Annotated in this window: 14 protein-coding genes; 8 read left to right on the forward strand and 6 right to left on the reverse strand. The window is 41.9% G+C overall.

Features of this window, described 5'->3' with window-relative positions:
• Positions 1-166: 166 nt before the first annotated feature.
• A complete protein-coding gene (locus PQO05_RS12905; RefSeq protein ID WP_273633330.1) occupies positions 167-748 on the reverse strand; it encodes a helix-turn-helix domain-containing protein in 582 nt (193 codons plus the stop codon).
• 103 nt (positions 749-851) lie between these two features.
• On the opposite strand from PQO05_RS12905, the gene PQO05_RS12910 reads away from it, so the two are divergent.
• The 4 genes from PQO05_RS12910 to PQO05_RS12925 all read left to right on the forward strand — a co-directional run bounded on the left by PQO05_RS12910 (position 852) and on the right by PQO05_RS12925 (position 5632).
• Positions 852-1418, forward strand: a complete 567-nt coding sequence (locus PQO05_RS12910) for an RNA polymerase sigma-70 factor (protein ID WP_273633331.1) — start codon at positions 852-854, stop codon at positions 1416-1418.
• Positions 1418-2383 (forward strand): FecR domain-containing protein, encoded by a 966-nt coding sequence (locus PQO05_RS12915; RefSeq protein ID WP_273633332.1) that lies wholly within the window; start codon positions 1418-1420, stop codon positions 2381-2383. The genes PQO05_RS12910 and PQO05_RS12915 overlap by 1 nt, the downstream gene beginning before the upstream one ends.
• The gene (locus PQO05_RS12920; protein ID WP_273633333.1) at positions 2358-4571 is read left to right on the forward strand and encodes an LA_2272 family surface repeat-containing protein; all 2214 of its coding nucleotides are present in this window, start codon (positions 2358-2360) and stop codon (positions 4569-4571) included. The genes PQO05_RS12915 and PQO05_RS12920 overlap by 26 nt, the downstream gene beginning before the upstream one ends.
• 68 nt (positions 4572-4639) lie before the next feature.
• A complete protein-coding gene (locus PQO05_RS12925) occupies positions 4640-5632 on the forward strand; it encodes a hypothetical protein (RefSeq protein WP_273633334.1) in 993 nt (330 codons plus the stop codon).
• A 90-nt stretch (positions 5633-5722) separates the two neighbouring features.
• Here PQO05_RS12925 and PQO05_RS12930 read toward each other — a convergent pair whose 3' ends face one another.
• Both PQO05_RS12930 and PQO05_RS12935 read right to left on the reverse strand, forming a co-directional pair.
• A complete protein-coding gene (locus tag PQO05_RS12930; RefSeq protein ID WP_273633335.1) occupies positions 5723-6151 on the reverse strand; it encodes a PepSY-like domain-containing protein in 429 nt (142 codons plus the stop codon).
• A 94-nt stretch (positions 6152-6245) separates the two neighbouring features.
• Positions 6246-7415, reverse strand: a complete 1170-nt coding sequence (locus PQO05_RS12935) for a GAF domain-containing sensor histidine kinase (protein WP_273633336.1) — start codon at positions 7413-7415, stop codon at positions 6246-6248.
• A 166-nt stretch (positions 7416-7581) separates the two neighbouring features.
• Between PQO05_RS12935 and PQO05_RS12940 the strand changes: the two genes are divergently transcribed.
• Positions 7582-11277 carry an ATP-binding protein gene (locus PQO05_RS12940; protein WP_273633337.1) on the forward strand — a complete coding sequence of 1232 codons (3696 nt, stop codon included), beginning with the start codon at positions 7582-7584 and terminating at the stop codon, positions 11275-11277.
• 197 nt (positions 11278-11474) lie between these two features.
• Complete coding sequence (locus PQO05_RS12945; RefSeq protein ID WP_273633338.1) at positions 11475-12401, forward strand: metallophosphoesterase family protein; 927 nt, start codon at positions 11475-11477, stop codon at positions 12399-12401.
• Between the two features lie 6 nt (positions 12402-12407).
• Here PQO05_RS12945 and PQO05_RS12950 read toward each other — a convergent pair whose 3' ends face one another.
• From PQO05_RS12950 to PQO05_RS12960, 3 genes are read right to left on the reverse strand one after another with little or no spacing between them, the layout of a single operon-like run.
• Positions 12408-12995 (reverse strand): outer membrane beta-barrel protein, encoded by a 588-nt coding sequence (locus PQO05_RS12950; protein WP_273633339.1) that lies wholly within the window; start codon positions 12993-12995, stop codon positions 12408-12410.
• A gap of 27 nt (positions 12996-13022) precedes the next feature.
• The gene (locus PQO05_RS12955) at positions 13023-14264 is read right to left on the reverse strand and encodes a glycerophosphodiester phosphodiesterase (RefSeq protein ID WP_273633340.1); all 1242 of its coding nucleotides are present in this window, start codon (positions 14262-14264) and stop codon (positions 13023-13025) included.
• A gap of 11 nt (positions 14265-14275) precedes the next feature.
• Positions 14276-15040, reverse strand: a complete 765-nt coding sequence (locus PQO05_RS12960) for a hypothetical protein (RefSeq protein WP_273633341.1) — start codon at positions 15038-15040, stop codon at positions 14276-14278.
• Between the two features lie 376 nt (positions 15041-15416).
• Between PQO05_RS12960 and PQO05_RS12965 the strand changes: the two genes are divergently transcribed.
• Positions 15417-16292 carry an AraC family transcriptional regulator gene (locus PQO05_RS12965; RefSeq protein WP_273633342.1) on the forward strand — a complete coding sequence of 292 codons (876 nt, stop codon included), beginning with the start codon at positions 15417-15419 and terminating at the stop codon, positions 16290-16292.
• A gap of 186 nt (positions 16293-16478) precedes the next feature.
• On the forward strand, positions 16479-20600 hold the full coding sequence (locus PQO05_RS12970; protein ID WP_273633343.1) for a hybrid sensor histidine kinase/response regulator transcription factor: 4122 nt from the start codon (positions 16479-16481) through the stop codon (positions 20598-20600).
• The last annotated feature ends 77 nt before the right edge of the window (positions 20601-20677 follow it).

The raw sequence follows: 20677 nt of genomic DNA on the forward strand, positions 1-20677 counted from the left end.
GGCAAAATTTTTCCTGATTGCAGACTAATTCTGCAAGTTACAGGTGAAAGATGAAATTAGATGTGGTTGTAATTTCTTATAAGTCAACAAATTATTGACTTGTCGTTACCGACTATCGAAAGAAGTTACAGCAAGATTAATTGTCGTGAACTTGAACCGATAACGCTTAGTTATCCCCGGTTTCAAAAAAGTAAACAACCAGCATGCTGAGCTTAGATGACCCTGCATTTTTTGGGGTATGCGGTATCCGGCCATCGAAGAGGATAGAGTCGCCTACCTTTAGGGTGTAAACTTCGTCGGCAATTTGGTATTCGGCTATGCCCTCTATGATATATTTATATTCAAAGGCTTCTGTTTGCACCATAGGGCGATTGGCACCAACAGCTAATTCGAGCAATACAATATCAACAGTCCCTTTGTTGATCGACTGGCTGAAAATTCGGTTGTAATTAAAACCAACGGCATCCTCTTTTTCAAAAGATTCATATTCACTCTTATGTTTTATTAAAACCATCGCATGTTCATTGCCGGTTTTAATGTCTTTGAAAAATACGTTCAGATCAATCTCTAAAGCCTTAATAATATCAATTAAAACGATGAGTGATGGAATGGTACGGCTGTTCTCAATTTGTGATATCAGGCCTTTACTCACATTAGCCTTATCAGCCAGTTCCTGCACGGTAATATTTTTTTCACGCCGCTTTTCCTTAATACGGTTACTGATCTGAACTATGGTGTCTGCTTTCATTACCTGTTTGAAGTTGCTAATATAATATTTTGGCCGGTCTATAGGGGGAGTGGCGTGGTGAGTTGTCATTTAATTATGAGGCATAAATAATACTTTAGCAAAATTGAATCATACGAGCACAATTGTAGAATTAACTTCGGGCGGTGAGGCATTTGATCGGGTTTATCTGAGTAACTACCCGGCCCTGTATAGTTATGCCTTCACCATGTTGGCCGATAAACAGCTGGCAGAAGAGATGGTACACCAGGTATTTTTAAAAATGCTGGAGCGTAATGCCCCCATAACCATACATACATCAATAAAAGCTTATTTATACAGAGCGGTAAATAATGAATGCCTTAACTATATCAAGCACCAAAAAGTTAAACAAAGTCATCAAACGTATACGATGAACACCATGAATCATCAAACAGAAACCCCGGCAAACAAACTTCAGTTCCGTGAACTGGAGCAGCGTTTGCATAAGGCCATTAATGACTTGCCCCTGCAATGCCGTATTGTTTTTCAGATGAGCCGTTTTGAGGAATTGAAGTATGCCGAGATAGCTACCGAGCTAGGCATCTCGATAAAAACAGTTGAAAACCAAATGGGTAAGGCGCTTAAACGTTTACGGGCTCAACTCGCAGATTATCTGCCGCTTATATTATGGATCTTAATTAACCTCATATAATGGATGGTACAAATTATATGGAAATGAACGACGATTTACTGATCACCTACCTTTTAGGTGAAGCCTCAGCCGAAGAGGTGGCTGAAGTAGATAAATGGCTTGCACTGGATATTGCCAATCAGCAGCGTCTGCAACAGTTTCGCACTATCTGGGAGACCAGTAAAACAATGCAGTTTACAGAACCACTCGATGCGCAGGCCTCATTATATGCCCTGAAGCAAAAAATTGCAGCGCGGCCTAAAGTGGTAAGGATACAGCGCAATTTTACCTGGTTAAAAGTGGCAGCCACTTTATTACTTATTTGCGGTGGTGCCTGGTTATATTTTGCCCGGATTTTCAATAAAGAAATTTTAACTGCCTCAGTTAATGAAGTGAAGGTTGATACTCTGTCCGATGGTTCTGTTATTACTTTAAACAGGCACAGCATATTGCAGTACCCGCAAAGGTTTAATGGTAATCAGCGTGTGGTGTCATTAAAAGAAGGGGAGGCTTTCTTTAAAATATCGCCCAATAAGGCTAAACCGTTTATCATCAATACATCGGGTACTGTCATTAAAGTGGTGGGTACTTCATTCAATGTAAAAAATAAACACGGCAGGGTAGAAGTTATTGTAGAAACCGGCATAGTGCAGGTAAGCAATAGGGAAGGTTCAGTTACGCTTACTCCTGGTGATAAAGTACTGGTTGGAGATAATTCAAACCTGGTAAAAGAACAGAACCCCGATAAGCTATACACTTACTACAGAAGCAAAGAGTTTGTTGCTGATAATACGCCATTGTGGCGAATGGTTGAGGTACTGAATGAAGCCTACGACAGCCACATCATTATCGGCCGTAAAGAATTGAACAACCAGCTTTTGAATACTACTTTCAAAAATGAATCATTAGATGATATTTTACAGGTGATCAGCCGGACCTTCAAAATCACGGTTGAAACCAATGGCAAACAGATCATCCTTAAATAAACCGTATTTAATGCCTAAACCTTATACACAAATATTAAAGTTCTTTTATTTATCAATATTGATGCTTGGCATCTTTACGCAGGTACATGCGCAGGGCTTGCTTGGAAAGAAGCTATCTGTAAGTTTCAGTCACGAGCATTTAGGTAAGGTACTCGAAGCCATCGGCAATCAAGGAGGTTTCTATTTTTCATACAGCGGCAGTCAGTTATCGAAAGATAGCCTGGTTAGTGTGACAAGCAATAATGAACCGGTATTAAGCATTGTAAAGCATTTACTTGGCAATAAATACGAGTTTGAAGAGCGTAAAAACTATATCATCATTACGTTGGCTTTGCCGCATTTATCGCTCATTAATGCCGATATTACGAATGATAACAATACCTATTCTGTAAGTGGTATTGTAACTGATGAAGCCAGCGGCGAGCGCCTCATGAATGCTAGCGTTTACGAAAAGGACCAATTGGTATCGGCATTGACGGATGAGCACGGGTACTTTAAACTCAGGTTCAGATCGCCCAATTTGGGTTCGGTGGCAATTACGTTGAGTAAGCGATTGTACAGGGATACCACCATCCGTTTTCTTCAAACCGTATTGGTAAACGTACGTAACGACAGGCCACTATATGAGGATGCCCGCAATAAAAGCAGAAGCGTAGAGCGCACCAGTTTGGGTCGGTTATTTATCTCTACCCGGCAAATGATCCAGTCGATGAACATCCCTGATTTCTTTGCAAGCCGGCCTTTTCAGATCTCATTAACACCTGGTTTAAGTTCGCACGGTATGTTTAGTTCGCAGGTGGTTAACAAGTTTTCGCTTAACCTCATTGGTGGCTACACTGCCGGAGTAGATGGTTTAGAGATTGGCGGTTTGTTTAACATCAATAAACAAGACACCCGTTATTTACAGGCCGCCGGGATATTTAACCTGGTTGGCGGTAACGTACGCGGATTACAAGTAGCGGGCGTACACAATTTTGCAATTGATACAGTTAGAGGTGTGCAGGTAGCAGGCTTCATCAATAAAGCCGAAGGCGAGGTACACGGTATGCAGCTTTCGGTTTTAAATAACGAGGCCCACAAGTTAAAAGGCCTGCAAATAGGTTTGGTTAACGTGGCCGATACCTCGTGCGGTGCAAGTATAGGCCTTATCAATATTGTGCGTAACGGTTTTTACAAGGTTTCATTCACCGCCAATAACCTGATGAATACCAACGTTACTTTAAAAACGGGTACGCACGCATTTTACAGCACTTTACTTACAGGGGCCAATTTATCTACAGATAAAAAAATGTATGCCTTTGGTTTAGGCATAGGGCACGATTTTATGTTTAGCAAGAAATTTTACGCATCAACAGAAGTTGATTATCAGTTTGCTAACACAGGCTTGTGGGACGATCGTTGGGCGCAAGCCAAATTGCTGCTTAATTTCCAGATCACTAAAAACATAAGCCTTATTGCAGGGCCAACGTATAACCATTATAACCATAGCGGAACGTTTCAAATTGATGGATATAAGAACATAACCAACGTGCCGAAGTATGAGGATTATAAAGGGTATGAACCTGGCGATAATGGCCACCAAACAAAAAACTTCTGGGGATGGGAGGCAGGTTTAGCATTTAATTCGGTGTTTACCAAATCGCCCGATAAACGTACGGATACATCGCATGGCTGGTCGCTTGGGCTGGCCGGTACTATCGGCGTTGGCTGGGACCAACCTTATAAGGCCGTGTACGGCGGCGAGCTATTTACACAGCGCAATCTGGGGAATAATTTATCGGCCGTGCTATCTGTTGGCTACACCTATTTCTCAGTGCTTAATAATTACCACTGGGCTTATTCTAAAATAACAGATTCTTATGCTATTGAAAGCCTGGCAACACCCTATAAAATTATCCCAATTAAAGTGGGCATAAGATCAAAACTCACTAAAGGGTTGTATATAGGGGGCGATTTAGGCGAAGCATTTTCCAAGCACGACGACGGAATGTACACAGTTATAAATGGAGTTCACAGTCATATAATTGGGGATTCGCAAACTATTAAATCATTTGTTTACTCACCTACATTGGGTTTCGATTTTGGTAATGGCCTTGATGCCAGCCTTAAATTTGAAGACTATACCGGTTTCTATCAAATCAAACAATTTGCGTTCAGGTTGGCATATCGCATTAAGTTAAGTCAATAAATAAATAGCGGGGCGTGGGGGTATAGAGCCACATAGCAGTCATTACATCAAATAAATTACTAATTGCTATGTTAATAAAATCACTATTTAAAGCCCTTACGGTTTCTGTACTTTTAATGGCCACTACAGTAGCCCATGCACAAAATGAAACTGGCTGGCGCATTGGTTTTGGTGTTAGTCCGGGTGTGCCAATTAAAGATCCTTTTGCTTTTACCCTTGGAGGCGATGTAAGGCTGCAAAAAAACTTCAATAACAAATTTGCTGCAACACTTACCGCTGGTTTTACTCATTATTTCGAGAAAGATCATTTTATTGGCTATAGCCAGTATGGCAGCCCGTTTAATGTAATACCTGTTAAAGCCGGTGCTAAATTTTTCCTGTATGATAATTTGTATGTGGCCGGTGAAGCGGGCGCAGGCTTTGGTTTTGAGCAATGGGGGACTTCTTTTCTATGGTCGCCGTCGGTTGGTGTTGCCTTTAAAAATGGGTTAGACTTAAGTATCAGGTATGAGGATTTTACCAGAAGTAGTGTTACCAAAGATATATCATTGCGTTTAGCCTATGGTTTGGATACCCGGAAATTGGTTCCGCATAAAAGAACAAATGGAGACAGCGATTGGAAATTGGCTATCGGCCTTAATCCGGGTATATCACAAAATGATGGTTTTGTATTGGGTGGCGAAGCCGGTATTTATAAACCAATTGCACGCAATCTCGAAGCTTATGCCACCGCAGGTGTTACGCATTATTTTGATATGTATCAGTATTACTATAACATGACCAGTTATGATACCTACAGCTATGGTGCAAAAAGATCAGGCAAAAGTATCATTCCTGTTAAAGCGGGTTTAAGGTTATATGCAGGTAATCAATTTTATATAAGCGGAGATGCCGGTGCTGCTTTTGTGTCTGATGGTGATGTGGCATTTGCATACTCGCCAACTATAGGCCTTGCCTTTAAAAATGGAGTAGATATTGGCGCTAAATATGATGGTTATACCGGCGGAAACTATATCCCCTCGGCTATATCGCTTAAGTTAGCTTATCGTTTTAAACTCTAAAAGCTTTAGTTATCTGTTAATAGCCCAAACGACTGCATTTTTTGCAGCCGTTTGGGCTATTGCAAAGCTGCACGCCTAAAGAATAAGCTATTAGTCTTTTTTTAAAAAACCGCCCTTTTCGTCGAAAATAAGGTCTTTCCCATTAACCTCAGCTTCATACATAATTGTGCCTTTAGCATCAGTGATCTTTCCGGCTTCCTTAATTTTAGCGCCGTGATAATTTTGCTTAACATAGGCGGCTACTCCCGCGGGTAATTGGGCGGGTGTAATGGCTACAACTTCCTCAATAAATTCGCCGGCCGGTGTAAATTGTACCGACATATCTTCGCCTGATTTTCCTCCCCAGTTTGCTTCGTAATTTGATTTTTCTTTTTCCCAGGTAATTTTACTTGCAGCAGGATACTTTTTCATAATAGCTGCTTTTGCAGCTGCCGGCACCTTGCTTTCAGAAACTTTCTGACCAATAGCAACTCCTGTAATTGCAGTTAGCAACAATACATTTAAAATGCTCTTTTTCATAATGATGTTTTTTTTCAATATTAAAATGGCATTCTGTTTTTTCTCTGTATAAAGTTGCTGTCGGTGATAATTTCAGGAGTAATGAAAAACTATATTAAATACCAACAGGAAGGGTAAACCAAAAGGTTGAGCCTTTCCCTTGTTCGGATATTACCCCAATATCGCCGCCGTGTTGTTTAACAATTTCGGCTGCAATATAAAGCCCGAGGCCAAGCCCTGTTTGCACCCCGCTTGGGTCAGAGCGGTAATACCGGCGGAAGATATGCGGCAGTTTATCTGCATGTATGCCGGGGCCACGGTCCTGTACTTCAACTTTCACAAAACCAGGTGTTTTTTCTACCCCGATTATAATTGCCGAACCCGGGGCATATTTCAATGCATTTTGTACCAGGTTAGTCAGTACACGCTCAATCTTTTCAGAGTCAGCTGTTAAACTAATGCTCGTGTTACCTTCAATGGTTAAATCCTTTTTGGCAACTAACTTAATATAATCCTTACAATTATTGATGACGGTTTCCAGGTTAATGGCGGTTCGCTTTAAGTCGAATGTTTTTTCAGTGAGCCGTATTGCGTCGAACATATCATTGGCCATGCCGGATAATTTCTGGACACTTTTGTTAACCTGTTCAATTAATGAAGCATCATCCGGGTGTTTTAAGCCCAATACCTGTGCCGCGGCCTTAAGGGCAGTAAGCGGCGTCCGTAATTCATGGCTTGCAACCTCAATAAATTTATCGCGCTGCGAGAGCAGGTTGATATTGTCATTACGCAGCTCGGTTTGTTCCATCACCACTTTTGCGAGGCGTTGCAGCAACTCCCGTTCTTTGGTACTCAGGCTTCTTGGTGTTTGGTCTATCAGGCATAAGGTGCCAATAATAAATCCGTCGGGCGTTATAACCGGCGCAGCAGCATAAAAACGGATCATAATTTCGCCGGTCACGTAGGGATGGCTCGCCAAAATAGGGTGCTGGCTGGCATCTTCAATCAACATCACTTCCGGCTGTAATATTGCCAGGGTGCAAAAGCCTTCGGCGCGGCCAACGCTTTCTATTTCACCCAGGCCCACAGCAGCTTTTATATATTCGGTATTAGCATCAAGGAAAGAGATATGACTAATCGGCACAGCAAATAACTCACAGGCTAACCGGCAAATACTATCGAATGCCGTCTCTTTTTCTGATCCGGCAATCTGGTAACGCTCAAGCGCAGCTACACGTTCTGCATCATTTTCGGGGATGATATCTATGCCAGGGGATTTGCTCATAAGTATCTGCTAAGCTACAACTTAGCATGATAATTTAGTAAACAAAATGTTTGTAACAAACTATACTATTTTATTTTGAGCATCTGTGGATCCCAAAATACCTCATCTATATTTTAGCTGTCCCATCACCTTATTTTTTATCTTTATTTTTTTATTAATATCAGAAATGAATTTACGCGAAACCGAAAGTACTGAACAGTTTTTATCAGGCGGGGGTGAAATGGGCAAATTAATCCGTTCTATGGACTGGTCAAAAACGGCTTTGGGCCCGGTTGAAAGCTGGCCGCAAAGTTTACGTACATCGGTAAGCTTATGTTTATCCTCTACATTTCCAATCCTTATCGCGTGGGGGCCAGAAACCATCCAGATTTATAACGATAGTTACCGGCCTATTTGCGGCGAGATGCATCCACGTTCTATGGGCATGAATTTCCGTATTTGTTGGGAATCTGCACTTGAAGTGGTTGGCGATAAATTTACACGTGGGCAACAGGGCGAGGGTACGTACATTACCGACCAGCGGATGTTTTTAGAGCGCTACGGTTACCTGGAAGAAGCATGGATGACTTTCTCTTTCGCGCCCATCCGTGATGAATCCGGCGGTGTGGGTGGTATATTTCACCCTATTACAGAAACCACCGAGAAAATGCTGGCCGGGCGCCGTACGCAGGTTCTGCGTGATTTGGGTGCAGCCATTGGTAAAGCCAAATCGGTTACCGAGATTGCAGATATAACAAATGCACAGTACGATAGCTATCAGTTAGATCTACCCTTTATGCTGTTCTATGAACTGGCTGGCAATGAGGCTAAACTGATAAGTGCTGCAGGAGTTTCGGAAGACAGCGTTTTAGCGCCGTCGGTTATATCGCTTTTGGGCGATAGCTGGCCTTTAAAGCAAGTGACCGATACCGGCGAAATGCTGGAAGTGCCGGAGTTGCAAAAAATATTCGGGGATTTTCACAGCGGCCCCTATGAAGGTGCACCGCATACGGCGATCATCCTGCCGGTTAGGATCTCTGGCCAAAATGACCTTTTTGGTTTCATCATTGCAGGAGTTAGCGCTTGCCGGGCATTAGACCGCGCTTATTTGAATTTTTATGACCAGCTTGCCGGTACCTATAATACAGCGATCTCTAATGTATATGCCTATGAGCAGGAGCAAAAACGTGCAGAGGCACTGGCGGAGATCGACCGTTCTAAAACGGCATTCTTTAGCAATGTGAGCCATGAGTTCCGTACGCCGCTAACACTGATGCTTGGCCCGTTGGAAGACCTTTTGCAAACAGAATTAGACGAACACAAAAAAGCACAGATTGACGCTACGCATCGCAATGCCATGCGTTTGCTTAAATTGGTAAATAACCTGCTGGACTATAGCAGGGTAGAAGCCGGCCGGGTGCAGGCTGCTTATCAACTGATAGATTTAGCCGTGCTGACAACGGATCTGGCCAGTAGTTTCCGGTCGATTATTGAAAAGGCGGGCATGGAACTAATTGTTGATTGTGAATCTTTACCAGGAGCATTTTATGCCGATAGGCAAATGTGGGAAAAGATTGTATTGAACTTATTGTCCAACGCTTTTAAATATACATTGGAAGGCCGCATTACGGTTAACTTAATACAGGAAGGAAATTATGCGGTGCTCAAAGTTACAGATACGGGCGTAGGCATTCCCGAAAAAGAATTGCCGCACATGTTTGAGCGCTTTCACCGGGTAGAAAACTCGGCAGGGCGTACCCATGAAGGAACGGGTATTGGTTTGTCATTGGTGCATGAATTGGTACATTTACATGGTGGAGAAATCGGCGTAACAAGCACAGAAGGAACCGGCAGTGTGTTTACCGTAAAAATCCCTTCAGGAAAATCACATTTGCCCGCAGCTCAGGTGGTTGATAGCATCCGAGAAACAGATTTTGCTGCAGTGACCGCTCCTTTTATCCGTGAAGCCTATAGCTTGCTGCAGGATGAGGCCGGGCAGGGTTCTGATGATGTTACACGTACAACAAGCGATGTAGTGAGTAGCCAGGATAATAGCGTGAATAAGGAAACCCATATCCTGGTTGTTGATGACAATGCGGATATGCGAGCCTATCTCAAACGTTTGTTAGAACCGTTTTTTACCATTCAGACTGCGATAAACGGCGCTGATGCCTTAGCGCAAATTAAACAGGAAACGCCTTCATTGATTTTAAGCGATATGATGATGCCTGTGATGGACGGCAAAGCACTTTTGCAGCATATTCGTGGTAATGAAGATACTTATCGATTACCGGTTATTTTTCTGTCGGCCCGTGCGGGTGAGGAGGCGCGGATAGATGGGCTGGAAGCCGGTGCAGATGATTATCTGGTAAAGCCTTTCTCGGCAGCAGAATTGCTGACAAAGGTTCGTGCGCAGATCAATATCAGCAGAGCGCGTGGGCACGCAGAAGAACAATTGCGCAGTTTGTTAACCGAAGCCCCTGTAGCCATGGCAATTTACCGGGGAGCGAATCATGTTATTGAATTAGCCAATCAGCGTATGCTTGCCTATTGGGGGCGTAGCAGGGAGGCAACTGCCAGGCGCCCGTTATTTGAAGCTATTCCTGAATTGGCAGAACAAGGTTTCCGGCAAATTATGGATAACGTATTTCAGACTGGTGAACGATATGTTTCGGTCGAGTTGCCTGTAGTATTATACCGGTTTGGTAAGGAGGAAACAGCCTACGTTAACCTGACTATAGAAGCTTTAAAGGACGAAAACAAACTGATCAACGGTATGATAGCTGTTGCAGCGGACGTTACAGCACAGGTAAATGCCCGTTTAGAACTTGAAAGGGTAAGCGACACCCTGCGGCTGGCCATGGATTCTACAGGCATGGGTATCTACAGAATTACCCTGGCTTCTGATCTTTTGGAAGTATCGCCACGTGCAAGAAATATACATGCTATTCCGCCTGATGAGGTGCTGTCTTATGAAAGTACATTATCCGTTGTGGTTCCAGAACACCGGGAGCGTTTTAGGCAGGCAATAGCCAGGGCCGTGGAAGAAAAAGGCAGTTTCAGCGAAGATTACCAGATCCAGCCTTTCGATGGCAGCAAGCGCAGATGGATAAATTCGACAGGTAAAGTAGAGCTCGATGGAAAGGGAGAAGTGATTTCGGTTGTTGGTACCATCTATGATATAACAGAAAGTAAAGAAGATGACTTGCGTAAAAATGATTTTATCGGCATGGTGAGCCATGAATTGAAAACGCCTCTGACATCCTTAAATGGTTATTCTCAGATGGGGGTGTTAAATGCCCGGAAAAAAGAGGATGCCTTTAGTGCGTCCTTATTCGAAAAAGTAAATAACCAGGTACGTAAGATGAATGGCCTGATCAATAGTTTTTTGAATGTGTCGCGGCTGGATTCGGGTAAAATCTATTTGAATATTACAACATTTCGCCTGGATGATCTTATCCGGGAGGTTGTAGATGAGGTGAGTGTTACAGCAGGTAACCAAAGTTTTGAGATAAACTGCGATGAAACAACATTAGCTGCAGACCGTGAAAAGATTGGAACTGTATTAACTAACCTGCTAAGCAATGCGGTTAAATATGCTAAGGATGGGCTGGTAAAGATTAACTGTGTTGTTAGTGAAAAAGATTTAACAATTAGTGTAAGTGATGAAGGGGTTGGGATTAAGCCCAATGATCTTGAACACTTGTTTGAGCGATATTACCGGGCAGAAAACGACCAGACAAAGTATATATCAGGTTTTGGGATCGGCTTGTACTTAAGTGCAGAGATCATTAACCGCCATGGCGGCCGCATTTGGGCAGAGAGCGAATTAGGTAAAGGCTCTGTTTTTTATTTTACATTACCCTATGTGGTATTATCTTAAATATGAAAAATATCCTTGTAAGGTTACAAGAGGCGATAATTAATGCAGCTTATTGAAGGTTTGTAAAGGGTTGGTTTTCAAAATGCTGACCGATTAAACTCTACCAGGCTGCCTAATGTGCATGAGCTATAAAATTATTTGAAGTTTTATAACTTAGAATATCGCAGCCCCACCATTGCCTGGGCACAAAAATCAAAATGATAGGAAAAATTACCGTTTGCCGTTTTGTTTTCTGCTTAGGCATGATATGCTTTCCTCATTTAATTATCGCTCAGGTTCAACACCCCGTAATAGATTTTGTAAGCGATACCCAGGCCCCTTTGTTTGTAGAACGGATCATCCGTAAAATAAACCATAATGAGAAAGCTACCGAAATGATTTTTAAGGATATAATAACCATACATCCGGCAAGCTTATTTTTATTGGGAGATGTTGTATCATTAAGCTCCCTGGATTCCAAATGGAATAAAATGGATACCTATCTTAAAAGGTGTAGGGATAGTGCTATACCGGTTTATGCGGCACTCGGAAACCATGAGTTTATGTGGAGTTCAGACAAAGGGACACAAAACTTTCAATTGAGGTTCCCGATGCACAAACCTACCGGTTATGTGGAAGTTGTTGATTCGGTAGCGGTGGTCCTGCTGAATTCTAATTTCAGCAAAATGCAAACAGAGGATATAAAACAGCAGGATGATTGGTATAACCTAGCCATAGCACAGCTGGAAGCCGATTCCGCCGTTAAATTTATTGTAGTAGGTTGTCACCATTCACCGTTTACAAACAGTGAGGTTGTTAGCCCATCTATGCAGGTGCAACAGAAATTTGTACCCGCTTTTATCAGATCGAAGAAGTGTGTACTATTTCTCTCAGGGCATTCACACAATTTTGAACAATTTAAGGTACAAGGCAAATACTTTTTGGTAATAGGTGGTGGCGGAGGCCCTCATCAGCCTATACGAACGAAGGATGAATCTACACCAGACCTTTCGCCCAACTACAAGCCGATGTTTCATTACCTGGAAGTAAAACGGGAACATGATTCTTTGCAGGTAATATCCCGCAGGCTTAAAACCGATTTTTCTGGTTTTGATGATGGATTAAAATTTAATGTGGGCAACTAACGGTAACTAAAACCTGTACCCGCCTCCAAATAATACGGCAATATTTTTGTCAACAAAAGCGCTTGAGTAATAAAACTTGCTCTCTGCATGGATAGAAAACCGGTCGCCCAGCATGTGCCGGTAACCGAGCGTGCCAGAAAAGTCGGCAATAGAAAAACTGGATGCACTGAAATTACCAGAGGCCTCCGTATTGATTTTATTAAGTAACACAGATTGCCCCATAGCGAAATTAACATAGAAGTTTTGCAGGAACTTCATGGATAACACAATCTGAATAGGGATGGCCGTATTGGCGATATGAATCTCGTTGGGCTGAGGCGTGTTGAAGGTATATAACCTGTAATAACCACTCTCGATACCCAGGCTTAACAAATGTTCGGGTTCCCACATTACCCTGCCCGTAAATGAATAATTAAAACTATTAACATAGCTCTTCCCCAGTTCGAGGTTGTTAAAATAATAATTAGGCCCCACACCGGCGTAAACAGCAAATTTCTTCCTTTTGAGTTTGGTATAAGTAGTTGTTTGGGCAATTGCGTGTATAGCACAAGCAATGACCAACAGTTTAATAATAATGATTCGTTTTAAATACATATTCACCCTTATTAATTATCCAAACCTTTAATGAAGTGCATAATAATCGTATACCACATAAGGTGTATTGTCAGCAATAAACCCGTCAAAATTTCCATTCTGTAAGTAGTTCAGAATTGTGGTGTTATCGTTTAGTGTCCAGCTAAATGATTTTATTCCGAGCGAATGCCCTTTGTTTACATCATCAAGCAGCAGCCCCATCGTAAACCTTGGCCCAAAAAACTGGCAATGGTTATCAATAGCATCCTGGATGCTTAACTCACACAGGCAAGGCAGATCGGCGCCATAGCTCGGTTGCTTTTTATATTCTGTTATAACATCGTTTGATGGCAGGCCTGCAAAAATTACTACATTCCTGTTTACAGCTTTGGCATGTGCGTAGGCATTTCTTACTATAGGTTCTAAATATTTAAATATATCCGGGTCGCCTTTCACATCCATCCAAACATATTTCATGTTGGTCGAATCTATAAAGGCCCCAAGTTCCTGCGCCAGTGAAGGTATTTTCTGCCCATCAATCAATTGTACGTTTTGTTCTAAAAAGTCGAATGTGAAATCCCTATAGTCACCATATAAGGGGCCTTTTTTAGTTAGCCTGTTATCAAACGAGGCATCGTGCATACATATCGGCACATTGTCTTTGGTTAGTTGTATATCAATTTCTATTGCGTTAGCTCCGTAGTCTTCAGAATGAATGGCACCATTTACCGAGTTCACTGCAAACGGCGAATTTGTTCTAAGCGGAAGAGCCCCATGCGCTAAAATTGTAAACTCATGTGTTTGTACATATTGCGAAAAAGGCCGGCTATATTTTAAACTGATAGATTGCTGCGGGGAATTAAATATGCCTTTTAACTGCAGGTTGGTTACAATACCATTCATCAATAAATCAGATGCGCCATCAGTTTTTGCTACCGAAAAGTTAATAGTGCCCTGTGTTGAGTTTTCTGCATATCGCCAGAAACCCGCAAATTGAATTGAGCCATCTTTAGTGTTCAGGCCATAGCTGAGGATAAACAATATGCCGCTTTGGTTGCTGAAAAAAGACACTTTAGTTTTGGATACTTTGCATACAAATTCGGTACCCAGGGTGGAGTTGCCGTCACTTAACGCATAAATACCTTCCATGCTTTTCATAACAGAAGCGTCAATAGCTTGTGTATTGGACAGGTTACCGGCTGTGTTGACTGGCGGAACGGTGAGCTGGTTCTTATTACAGGAAAAAAATACGACCAGCAGCAGTAACCAGTATGTATGTCGACGTTTCATATTCATGATCATTAAAAACTAAGGGCTAAGTCAAACTCAGGAACTGAATAACGGTATTTATTAACCGGAAATGCAGGCCAGGCGATGATATGATATTTCAGATAATTAAACTTAAATCCAAAGGATACCAGGTTATTCTTCCACAATCGTTGCTCGAGAGAACCTGTTATACTGTACCCGTTTAAGAAAGAAGGATAAGAAATGGTGTGTCCCGCTTGTGTTTCACTAAGCGAACTGGTATAGTACATATCGCCCCTTAATACGGCTGCCATTTTTTTAAAGCTGTAACCAACCGTAAGTGAAGGCTGCTGTTCCCAAATGTTGAGCGTGGTGTTATATCCAAATTGTTTGAGAAAGCCGAGGTTAAAAGCTACCTGGTAGCCTGCGCCAAAATGAAGATTGTTTACAGAGTAATTCCAGAATGGCCCGAAATTTAGCCGGTATGAAATAAACAACGTAGACAGGCTCGATTGTAAGTTAAACCCGTAGGGCAGCGTGTATTTACCCGCATAAGCAAACATGGGCGCTGTAAATGTTTCAGTGATCCAATCTTTAGGGATAACTATGTATTGCACAGAAACCTGCTGCGAATATTTGCCTTTAGGCAAGGGTTGGGGTAATAAGAAGCTGCGTTTTTTTATGTCGAAAGTATCCGTGCCAGATTCTTCTCCCTTAGCGTTCGATCCGGTAGTTTGTGCATGGCTATAATTAATAGCACAAAGCAGTGCGAGAAATAAACCAACACTAATTTGCCTTATATGTAAAGATAACTTCATGTGTGGTGTTTAGCGTTCAGGTTGATTCCTGTTATTAATAATTTGTTAAATTTTTGTTAGATCAATTTTTTAAAATTATAACAAACCGACTTTTAAATGTGCAGCATGAGTGGTTTAAGGCGTTGCATATTGCAACATGCACCCAAAAAATATTAAAAAAATACCAGGCACTATTAAGCACGGAATAAAATTATAATGAGCACAAAAGATCTAAGGGTTACATTAACAGTTGTAGCGTATTACTGTAAAGCTAAATACTTAATAAATACCTGCTTTAACAGCACAGCTGTAGTAGTGTACTACAATGAAACTATAGTGTAACAATAAAAAAGCATCAAAATTTATTATTGCAATAACCAATTGTAATCATAAATAGATGTCTAAAAACATATTCAGAGAGGTGATCCCGCTAACCTCGCGCGACTGCTTTTTAATTTTCTCGAGAAGCAAAACCGACTTTAATTTCCCGGTACACAATCATGATGCTATTGAGCTAAACCTTATCCTTAATGCGGCAGGGGCAAAACGTGTTGTAGGCAATCACGAAGAAACAATTAGTGATAAAGAACTGGTATTGCTGGGGCGTAATACAGTGCATGGCTGGTTTAAAAATGAATGTAAAAGTGACAACATTAAAGAAGTTACTGTGCAGATACACCATGAATTGTTAAGTGATGAGTTTTTAAAAAGAACACCGCTCAGCAACATTAAAAGGATGCTGGAAAACTCAGAGAGTGGTGTTGCTTTTTCACCCGAAACCATTGACAATATAGCGCCACGTTTACTTGCCCTGGCTCAAAAGAATAGTTTCGATTCCATTATGGAGTTATTATCCATTATCCATCAACTTTCCAATTCTCACAACCAGCGCATATTATCAAACCCTTTGGATACTGCCAAGGTGGTAAAAATGAACAATACACCTATCGAGCGGATCTTCGAATATATCAACATCCATTTCGCCCAAAGATTAACCCTCGAAGATGTGGCCGGTGCCATTGGTATCACACCTGCATCATTAAGCAGGTTTGTAAAAATGAGCACCGGTTTAACCTTTACAGATAACCTGAATGAGATAAGATTAGGCCATGTATCGCGTATGCTGATAGAAACCACGCACTCCATATCAGAGGTAGCGTTTGAATGCGGGTTTAATAACCTGGCCAACTTTAATCGTATTTTTAAGAAACGGAATAAGTGTACCCCCGGCGAGTTTCGTACCCGATACTTCGGTCAGCGCACTTTTATATAGCATAACTGTACGCCCGACCTTTAATCACAGCATTAGTGTTTGTTAAAATAGTATCATCAATTGTATTGGCTGTTTTAAAGTTTAATAGTTGATATCATTAACTTTGGTTATAACCAATTCTGCAATAGATTGTCTCACCAATCTTATTGTTTATAAACCATAGGGCCAAAAACTAATCAGGAAATTATGCGCTATTTCTACGCTTTTGTAGTATTGCTTTGCTTGTTGCTGGGTACCAATGCCACCTACGCACAGTATGCTTTTCAGCAGCTGGACAACAGTAGCGGGCTTTCTAACAGCTGCATGAATAATATTTTTCAGGACTCGGATCATATCATCTGGTTCGGTACCTGGGATGGGCTTAATTTTTACGACGGTACCAATGTGCATGTGTTTAACTATGAGAAGGCCGATGTCCATAAAAAATCAATCGCCAGTAATGTAATCTACAAAATTGCGGAAGATAAAAGCCGCAATATCTGGATTGGTACGGTTGAAGGCGTATCGCGTTTCAATAAAAACACCGGCGATTTCAGTAACTACTTTTACAATCGTAAAAAAGCCATCTCCAATGGCTATACCATCGCTACAGACCTTAACGGAATGGTTTACGCTGCCAAACGCAATGGAGCCGACCTGTATTGTTACGATAGCAAACACGATGCCTTTAACAAGGTGAAAATTGCGGGCCTTCATAATTTTTTGCTGGTTAAAATGCAGTTTGATGAGCATAATAACCTTTGGTTGCTGCGCGATAATGGAGTATTGGATTGTTACACTAAATCGGTCGGAGGAGGCTTTACCCGGATAGAGCAGTTTGCTACCGTAGCTGATGTAGATAACGTGATGTTTTGCAATCATCAGATATTTTACGCCACCAGAAATGATGACCTGGTGAGGGTTGGTAATGATTTCCAAAGAACAAATGTTTTAAAACTGGCTCATGAGGTTAGGGCGATGAGTTATTACCGGAATCATTATGTACTTGCTTGGTCGGCAAAGGGAATAGGAGAGTACGATGAGGCTTTTAAGCCTGCCGTTTTCCTCACAGATGAATCATCTGTACTGCAAAATGTGCGCATTACCACCATGATGAATGATGATAACCTGCTGTGGCTGGGTACAGATGGCAGTGGGGTAATCAAGATAACCAAACGCGAAAACTATTTTGGGCTGATACAAAAGCAATCGAACGGGCAATCATTCCATATCCCGGTTAGGGCATTTAGCAGTGTGGGTAATGAGCTTTGGGTGGGCACCAAGGGCAACGGCATTATCACTATCAGCAACTGGGATAAAAAAGATTTGTCATTCTCTAACATCAAAACCTTTCACACCCAAATGGATCTGTTGGATAACTGTGTGTACGCCATGGAGAAAGGCAAAGACGGATTGATGTATATTGGATCAGATGCGCCGGGCATTACGTTGTATGATCTTAAAACTAAAAAATTTATCAAGTGGGAGGATATACCCAATAATAAGGCGTTCCCTTCATTCGGATCTGTTCACTGTATTTTGTACGATAATGATGGCTCTGTTTGGTTGGGGTTAAACGAAAGCGGTTTGGTACATCTTAAGCTCGAAAAAGATCAGCACAACCAAGTCAGTATTAAATACCTGCAACATTATAAGGTAAATGAAACTAACGGGCCGGGTAGTAATGTTATTTACAGCCTTGCGGCGGGGGGCGGCAATCGTATCTGGATTGGTTGCCGTTATGGCGGGTTAACCTGCCTGGATAAAGCAACAGGTAAGTTCACCACGTTTAAAGCTTTCTCTTACGATGGTAGTTTATCAAATAATGATGTGCTGTCTGTATACATAGATCAGCAACGTCGCCTTTGGGTGGGTACCAGCTTTGGGCTCAATTGGTTAAATGAAGCCGAAGCGGGCACCAACCCCAAGCCCATATTTAAGAAACTGAATGTAGATAATGGTTTACCAAATAACACCATCCACGCCATTACCGAAGATAGTAAAGGCAATATATGGTTGAGCACCAACAAGGGCCTGGCACGGATTAACCCATCGAGCCTTAAAATAGTGCAGTTTAAAGAAGCCGACGGCTTGCAAAGCGACGAGTTTAGCGATAATGCGGTGTGGAAAAACGAAAGCGGCATGCTGTTTTTCGGTGGTATTTATGGCTTCAATTACTTCGTGCCCGAAAACATCAAAGTAAGTACAGAGCAACCACATTTACTGGTTACAGATTTGCGCTTTGCAGGTAAGTATGATACCGAGAAAGGCTTGCAGGTATTAACCCGTAATGGCCCGGTAGTAAACCAGCATTACGAATTGGGCCCGCAGGATAATTACTTTGAATTGAATGTGCAGCCTATTACCTATGTGCATTCGCAAAAATGCCAGTATGCTTATTACCTGGAGGGTAACGATAAGGAATGGCACTACATAGGCAATCACGAAAAAATTATCTACAACAACCTTTCGCCGGGTACATACAAGCTGATGGTCAAATGGTCGAACGGCGAGGGGGCCTGGACGCCGGGTATAAGTGTGTTCGATCTGACCATTAAACCTTATTTCTGGCTTACCTCATTGGCATTCCTGCTGTATGCCTTTGTGTTGCTCATTTCGGGTTATGCCTATTTTCGGTACCGTAAAAACAAGTTCATGATCAGGCAGGAATTGAAGATGGAACACATGCTGCGCGAAAAGGATGAAGCACTGCACCAGGAACAACTCAATTTTTTTACCAATATAGCGCATGAGCTGCAAACGCCTTTAACCCTGATACTAGGTTCGCTGGAGCGACATTTGTACAAAAATAAGAACCAGGAAAGCGCCAGCGGTAGCTACTTTTTATCCATCGTAAAACAGGAAGCCTCGAGGTTGCATTATCTCGTTTTGCAATTGCTGGAATTTAGAAAAGCAGAAACCGGTTTCCTTAAAAATCATTTCACGTATCTCGATGCATCGAAGCTATTGGCTAATATCTCGCAACTATTCGATCCGCTTTCAGAGCCTAAGGGGCTCGATTTTTCATGCCATATTGAACCCGGTATTAGTTTGTGGATTGACAAGGATAAGTTAGAGAAGATCATTTTCAACCTGCTATCCAACGCCTTTAAGCATTCTCCCAATAACCAGTCGATCATCTTTTCGGTACATCAACTGCCGGAAACAAAAGAATTGGAAATTGTAGTGGCTAACTCCGGTGGTAAGCTTAGTGATGATGAATTGCACCGCCTGTTCGATCGCTTTTTTGTGGTTGATGATGGCCAACAGAACAAGATTAGCTCGGGTATCGGGTTGGCCTTTACCCGGCAGTTGTTGTCGCTCTTAAACGGCAATATCAGCGTTAAATGCGAGAATGGCTGGATCTCGTTTAAAGTATTACTACCATTATCATTCGTGCCCGAGCATAACCAACTGGTGGCAGATATTGGCGACAAGAGCGAAAAGCCATCATTCCTGCTGCAATCTATCACTAATGAACAAGACGGTGTAAGGCAGGTTACAGTTGATGAGAACAACAAAAAAGCGATGATCAAAAGCTTCGAACAGGATGATAAAAAAATGATCCTGATTGTGGAAGATGAACAGCGCATCAGGTACCTGTTAAAAGATATATTGAGCGAATACTACATTGTTTATGAAGCAGCTACCGGCAAGGAAGCCCTCGAAGTGATCCACCGCATAACCCCCGATCTCATTATCAGCGATATTATGATGCCCGACTTTGACGGCCTGCAATTGTGCAATGTAATTAAAACCACGCCTGCAACCTGTCATATTCCATTCGTTATTTTATCAGCCAGGGGAACGCTGGAGCAAAAAACCGAGGGTTACGAAAATGGAGCAGATGCCTACATACCTAAGCCTTTTCAAACGGAGCATTTGCTGGTAAGGGTGCACAAGCTACTGGAGTACCGCGAAAGGTTGCACAAGGTATTCAGTGAGAATAATAGATCGGCAAGTCACCTGCATGAGAGTGACATTAAAGACAGCGATAAAAGCTTTATAGAAAAGGTAGTAAAAGTAATTGAAGATAACCTGGACGAAGAACTCGACGGTGCATTTTTAGAGAATGCTCTCAACCTGAGCAAAATTCAGTTGTATCGTAAAATCAAATCGCTCTCTAACATGACACCGACGGAACTGATCAGACATCTACGTTTGCAGAAGAGTGCCATATTGCTAAAAACCTCTGATTTAACGGTGTCAGAGATCTTTTATCGTACAGGTTTCAATAACAAAACTTATTTCTTCCGTGAGTTTAAAAGGGTGTACAATTGCTCGCCCAACACATACCGGGCCCAACACCGTTTGCCTGATCTGAATTAGGATCCAAATACTGGTCATCAAAAATTAAAAGGCAGCAAAAGCGCATTATTAACGTAGAAAGTCCAAAAGTATACCAC

It is taken from the genome of Mucilaginibacter jinjuensis, from assembly GCF_028596025.1.
GTDB lineage: Bacteria > Bacteroidota > Bacteroidia > Sphingobacteriales > Sphingobacteriaceae > Mucilaginibacter > Mucilaginibacter jinjuensis.

Bases quoted from the DNA above. Each gene is read 5' to 3' on its own strand.
- PQO05_RS12945 (WP_273633338.1), top strand. From the start codon at position 11,475: ATGATAGGAAAAATTACCGTTTGCCGTTTTGTTTTCTGCTTAGGCATG.
- PQO05_RS12925 (WP_273633334.1), top strand. From the start codon at position 4,640: ATGTTAATAAAATCACTATTTAAAGCCCTTACGGTTTCTGTACTTTTA.
- PQO05_RS12970 (WP_273633343.1), top strand. From the start codon at position 16,479: ATGCGCTATTTCTACGCTTTTGTAGTATTGCTTTGCTTGTTGCTGGGT.
- PQO05_RS12950 (WP_273633339.1), bottom strand. From the start codon at position 12,995: ATGTATTTAAAACGAATCATTATTATTAAACTGTTGGTCATTGCTTGT.
- PQO05_RS12930 (WP_273633335.1), bottom strand. From the start codon at position 6,151: ATGAAAAAGAGCATTTTAAATGTATTGTTGCTAACTGCAATTACAGGA.
- PQO05_RS12935 (WP_273633336.1), bottom strand. From the start codon at position 7,415: ATGAGCAAATCCCCTGGCATAGATATCATCCCCGAAAATGATGCAGAA.
- PQO05_RS12960 (WP_273633341.1), bottom strand. From the start codon at position 15,040: ATGAAGTTATCTTTACATATAAGGCAAATTAGTGTTGGTTTATTTCTC.
- PQO05_RS12920 (WP_273633333.1), top strand. From the start codon at position 2,358: ATGGCAAACAGATCATCCTTAAATAAACCGTATTTAATGCCTAAACCT.
- PQO05_RS12915 (WP_273633332.1), top strand. From the start codon at position 1,418: ATGGATGGTACAAATTATATGGAAATGAACGACGATTTACTGATCACC.
- PQO05_RS12965 (WP_273633342.1), top strand. From the start codon at position 15,417: ATGTCTAAAAACATATTCAGAGAGGTGATCCCGCTAACCTCGCGCGAC.
- PQO05_RS12905 (WP_273633330.1), bottom strand. From the start codon at position 748: ATGAAAGCAGACACCATAGTTCAGATCAGTAACCGTATTAAGGAAAAG.
- PQO05_RS12955 (WP_273633340.1), bottom strand. From the start codon at position 14,264: ATGAAACGTCGACATACATACTGGTTACTGCTGCTGGTCGTATTTTTT.
- PQO05_RS12940 (WP_273633337.1), top strand. From the start codon at position 7,582: ATGAATTTACGCGAAACCGAAAGTACTGAACAGTTTTTATCAGGCGGG.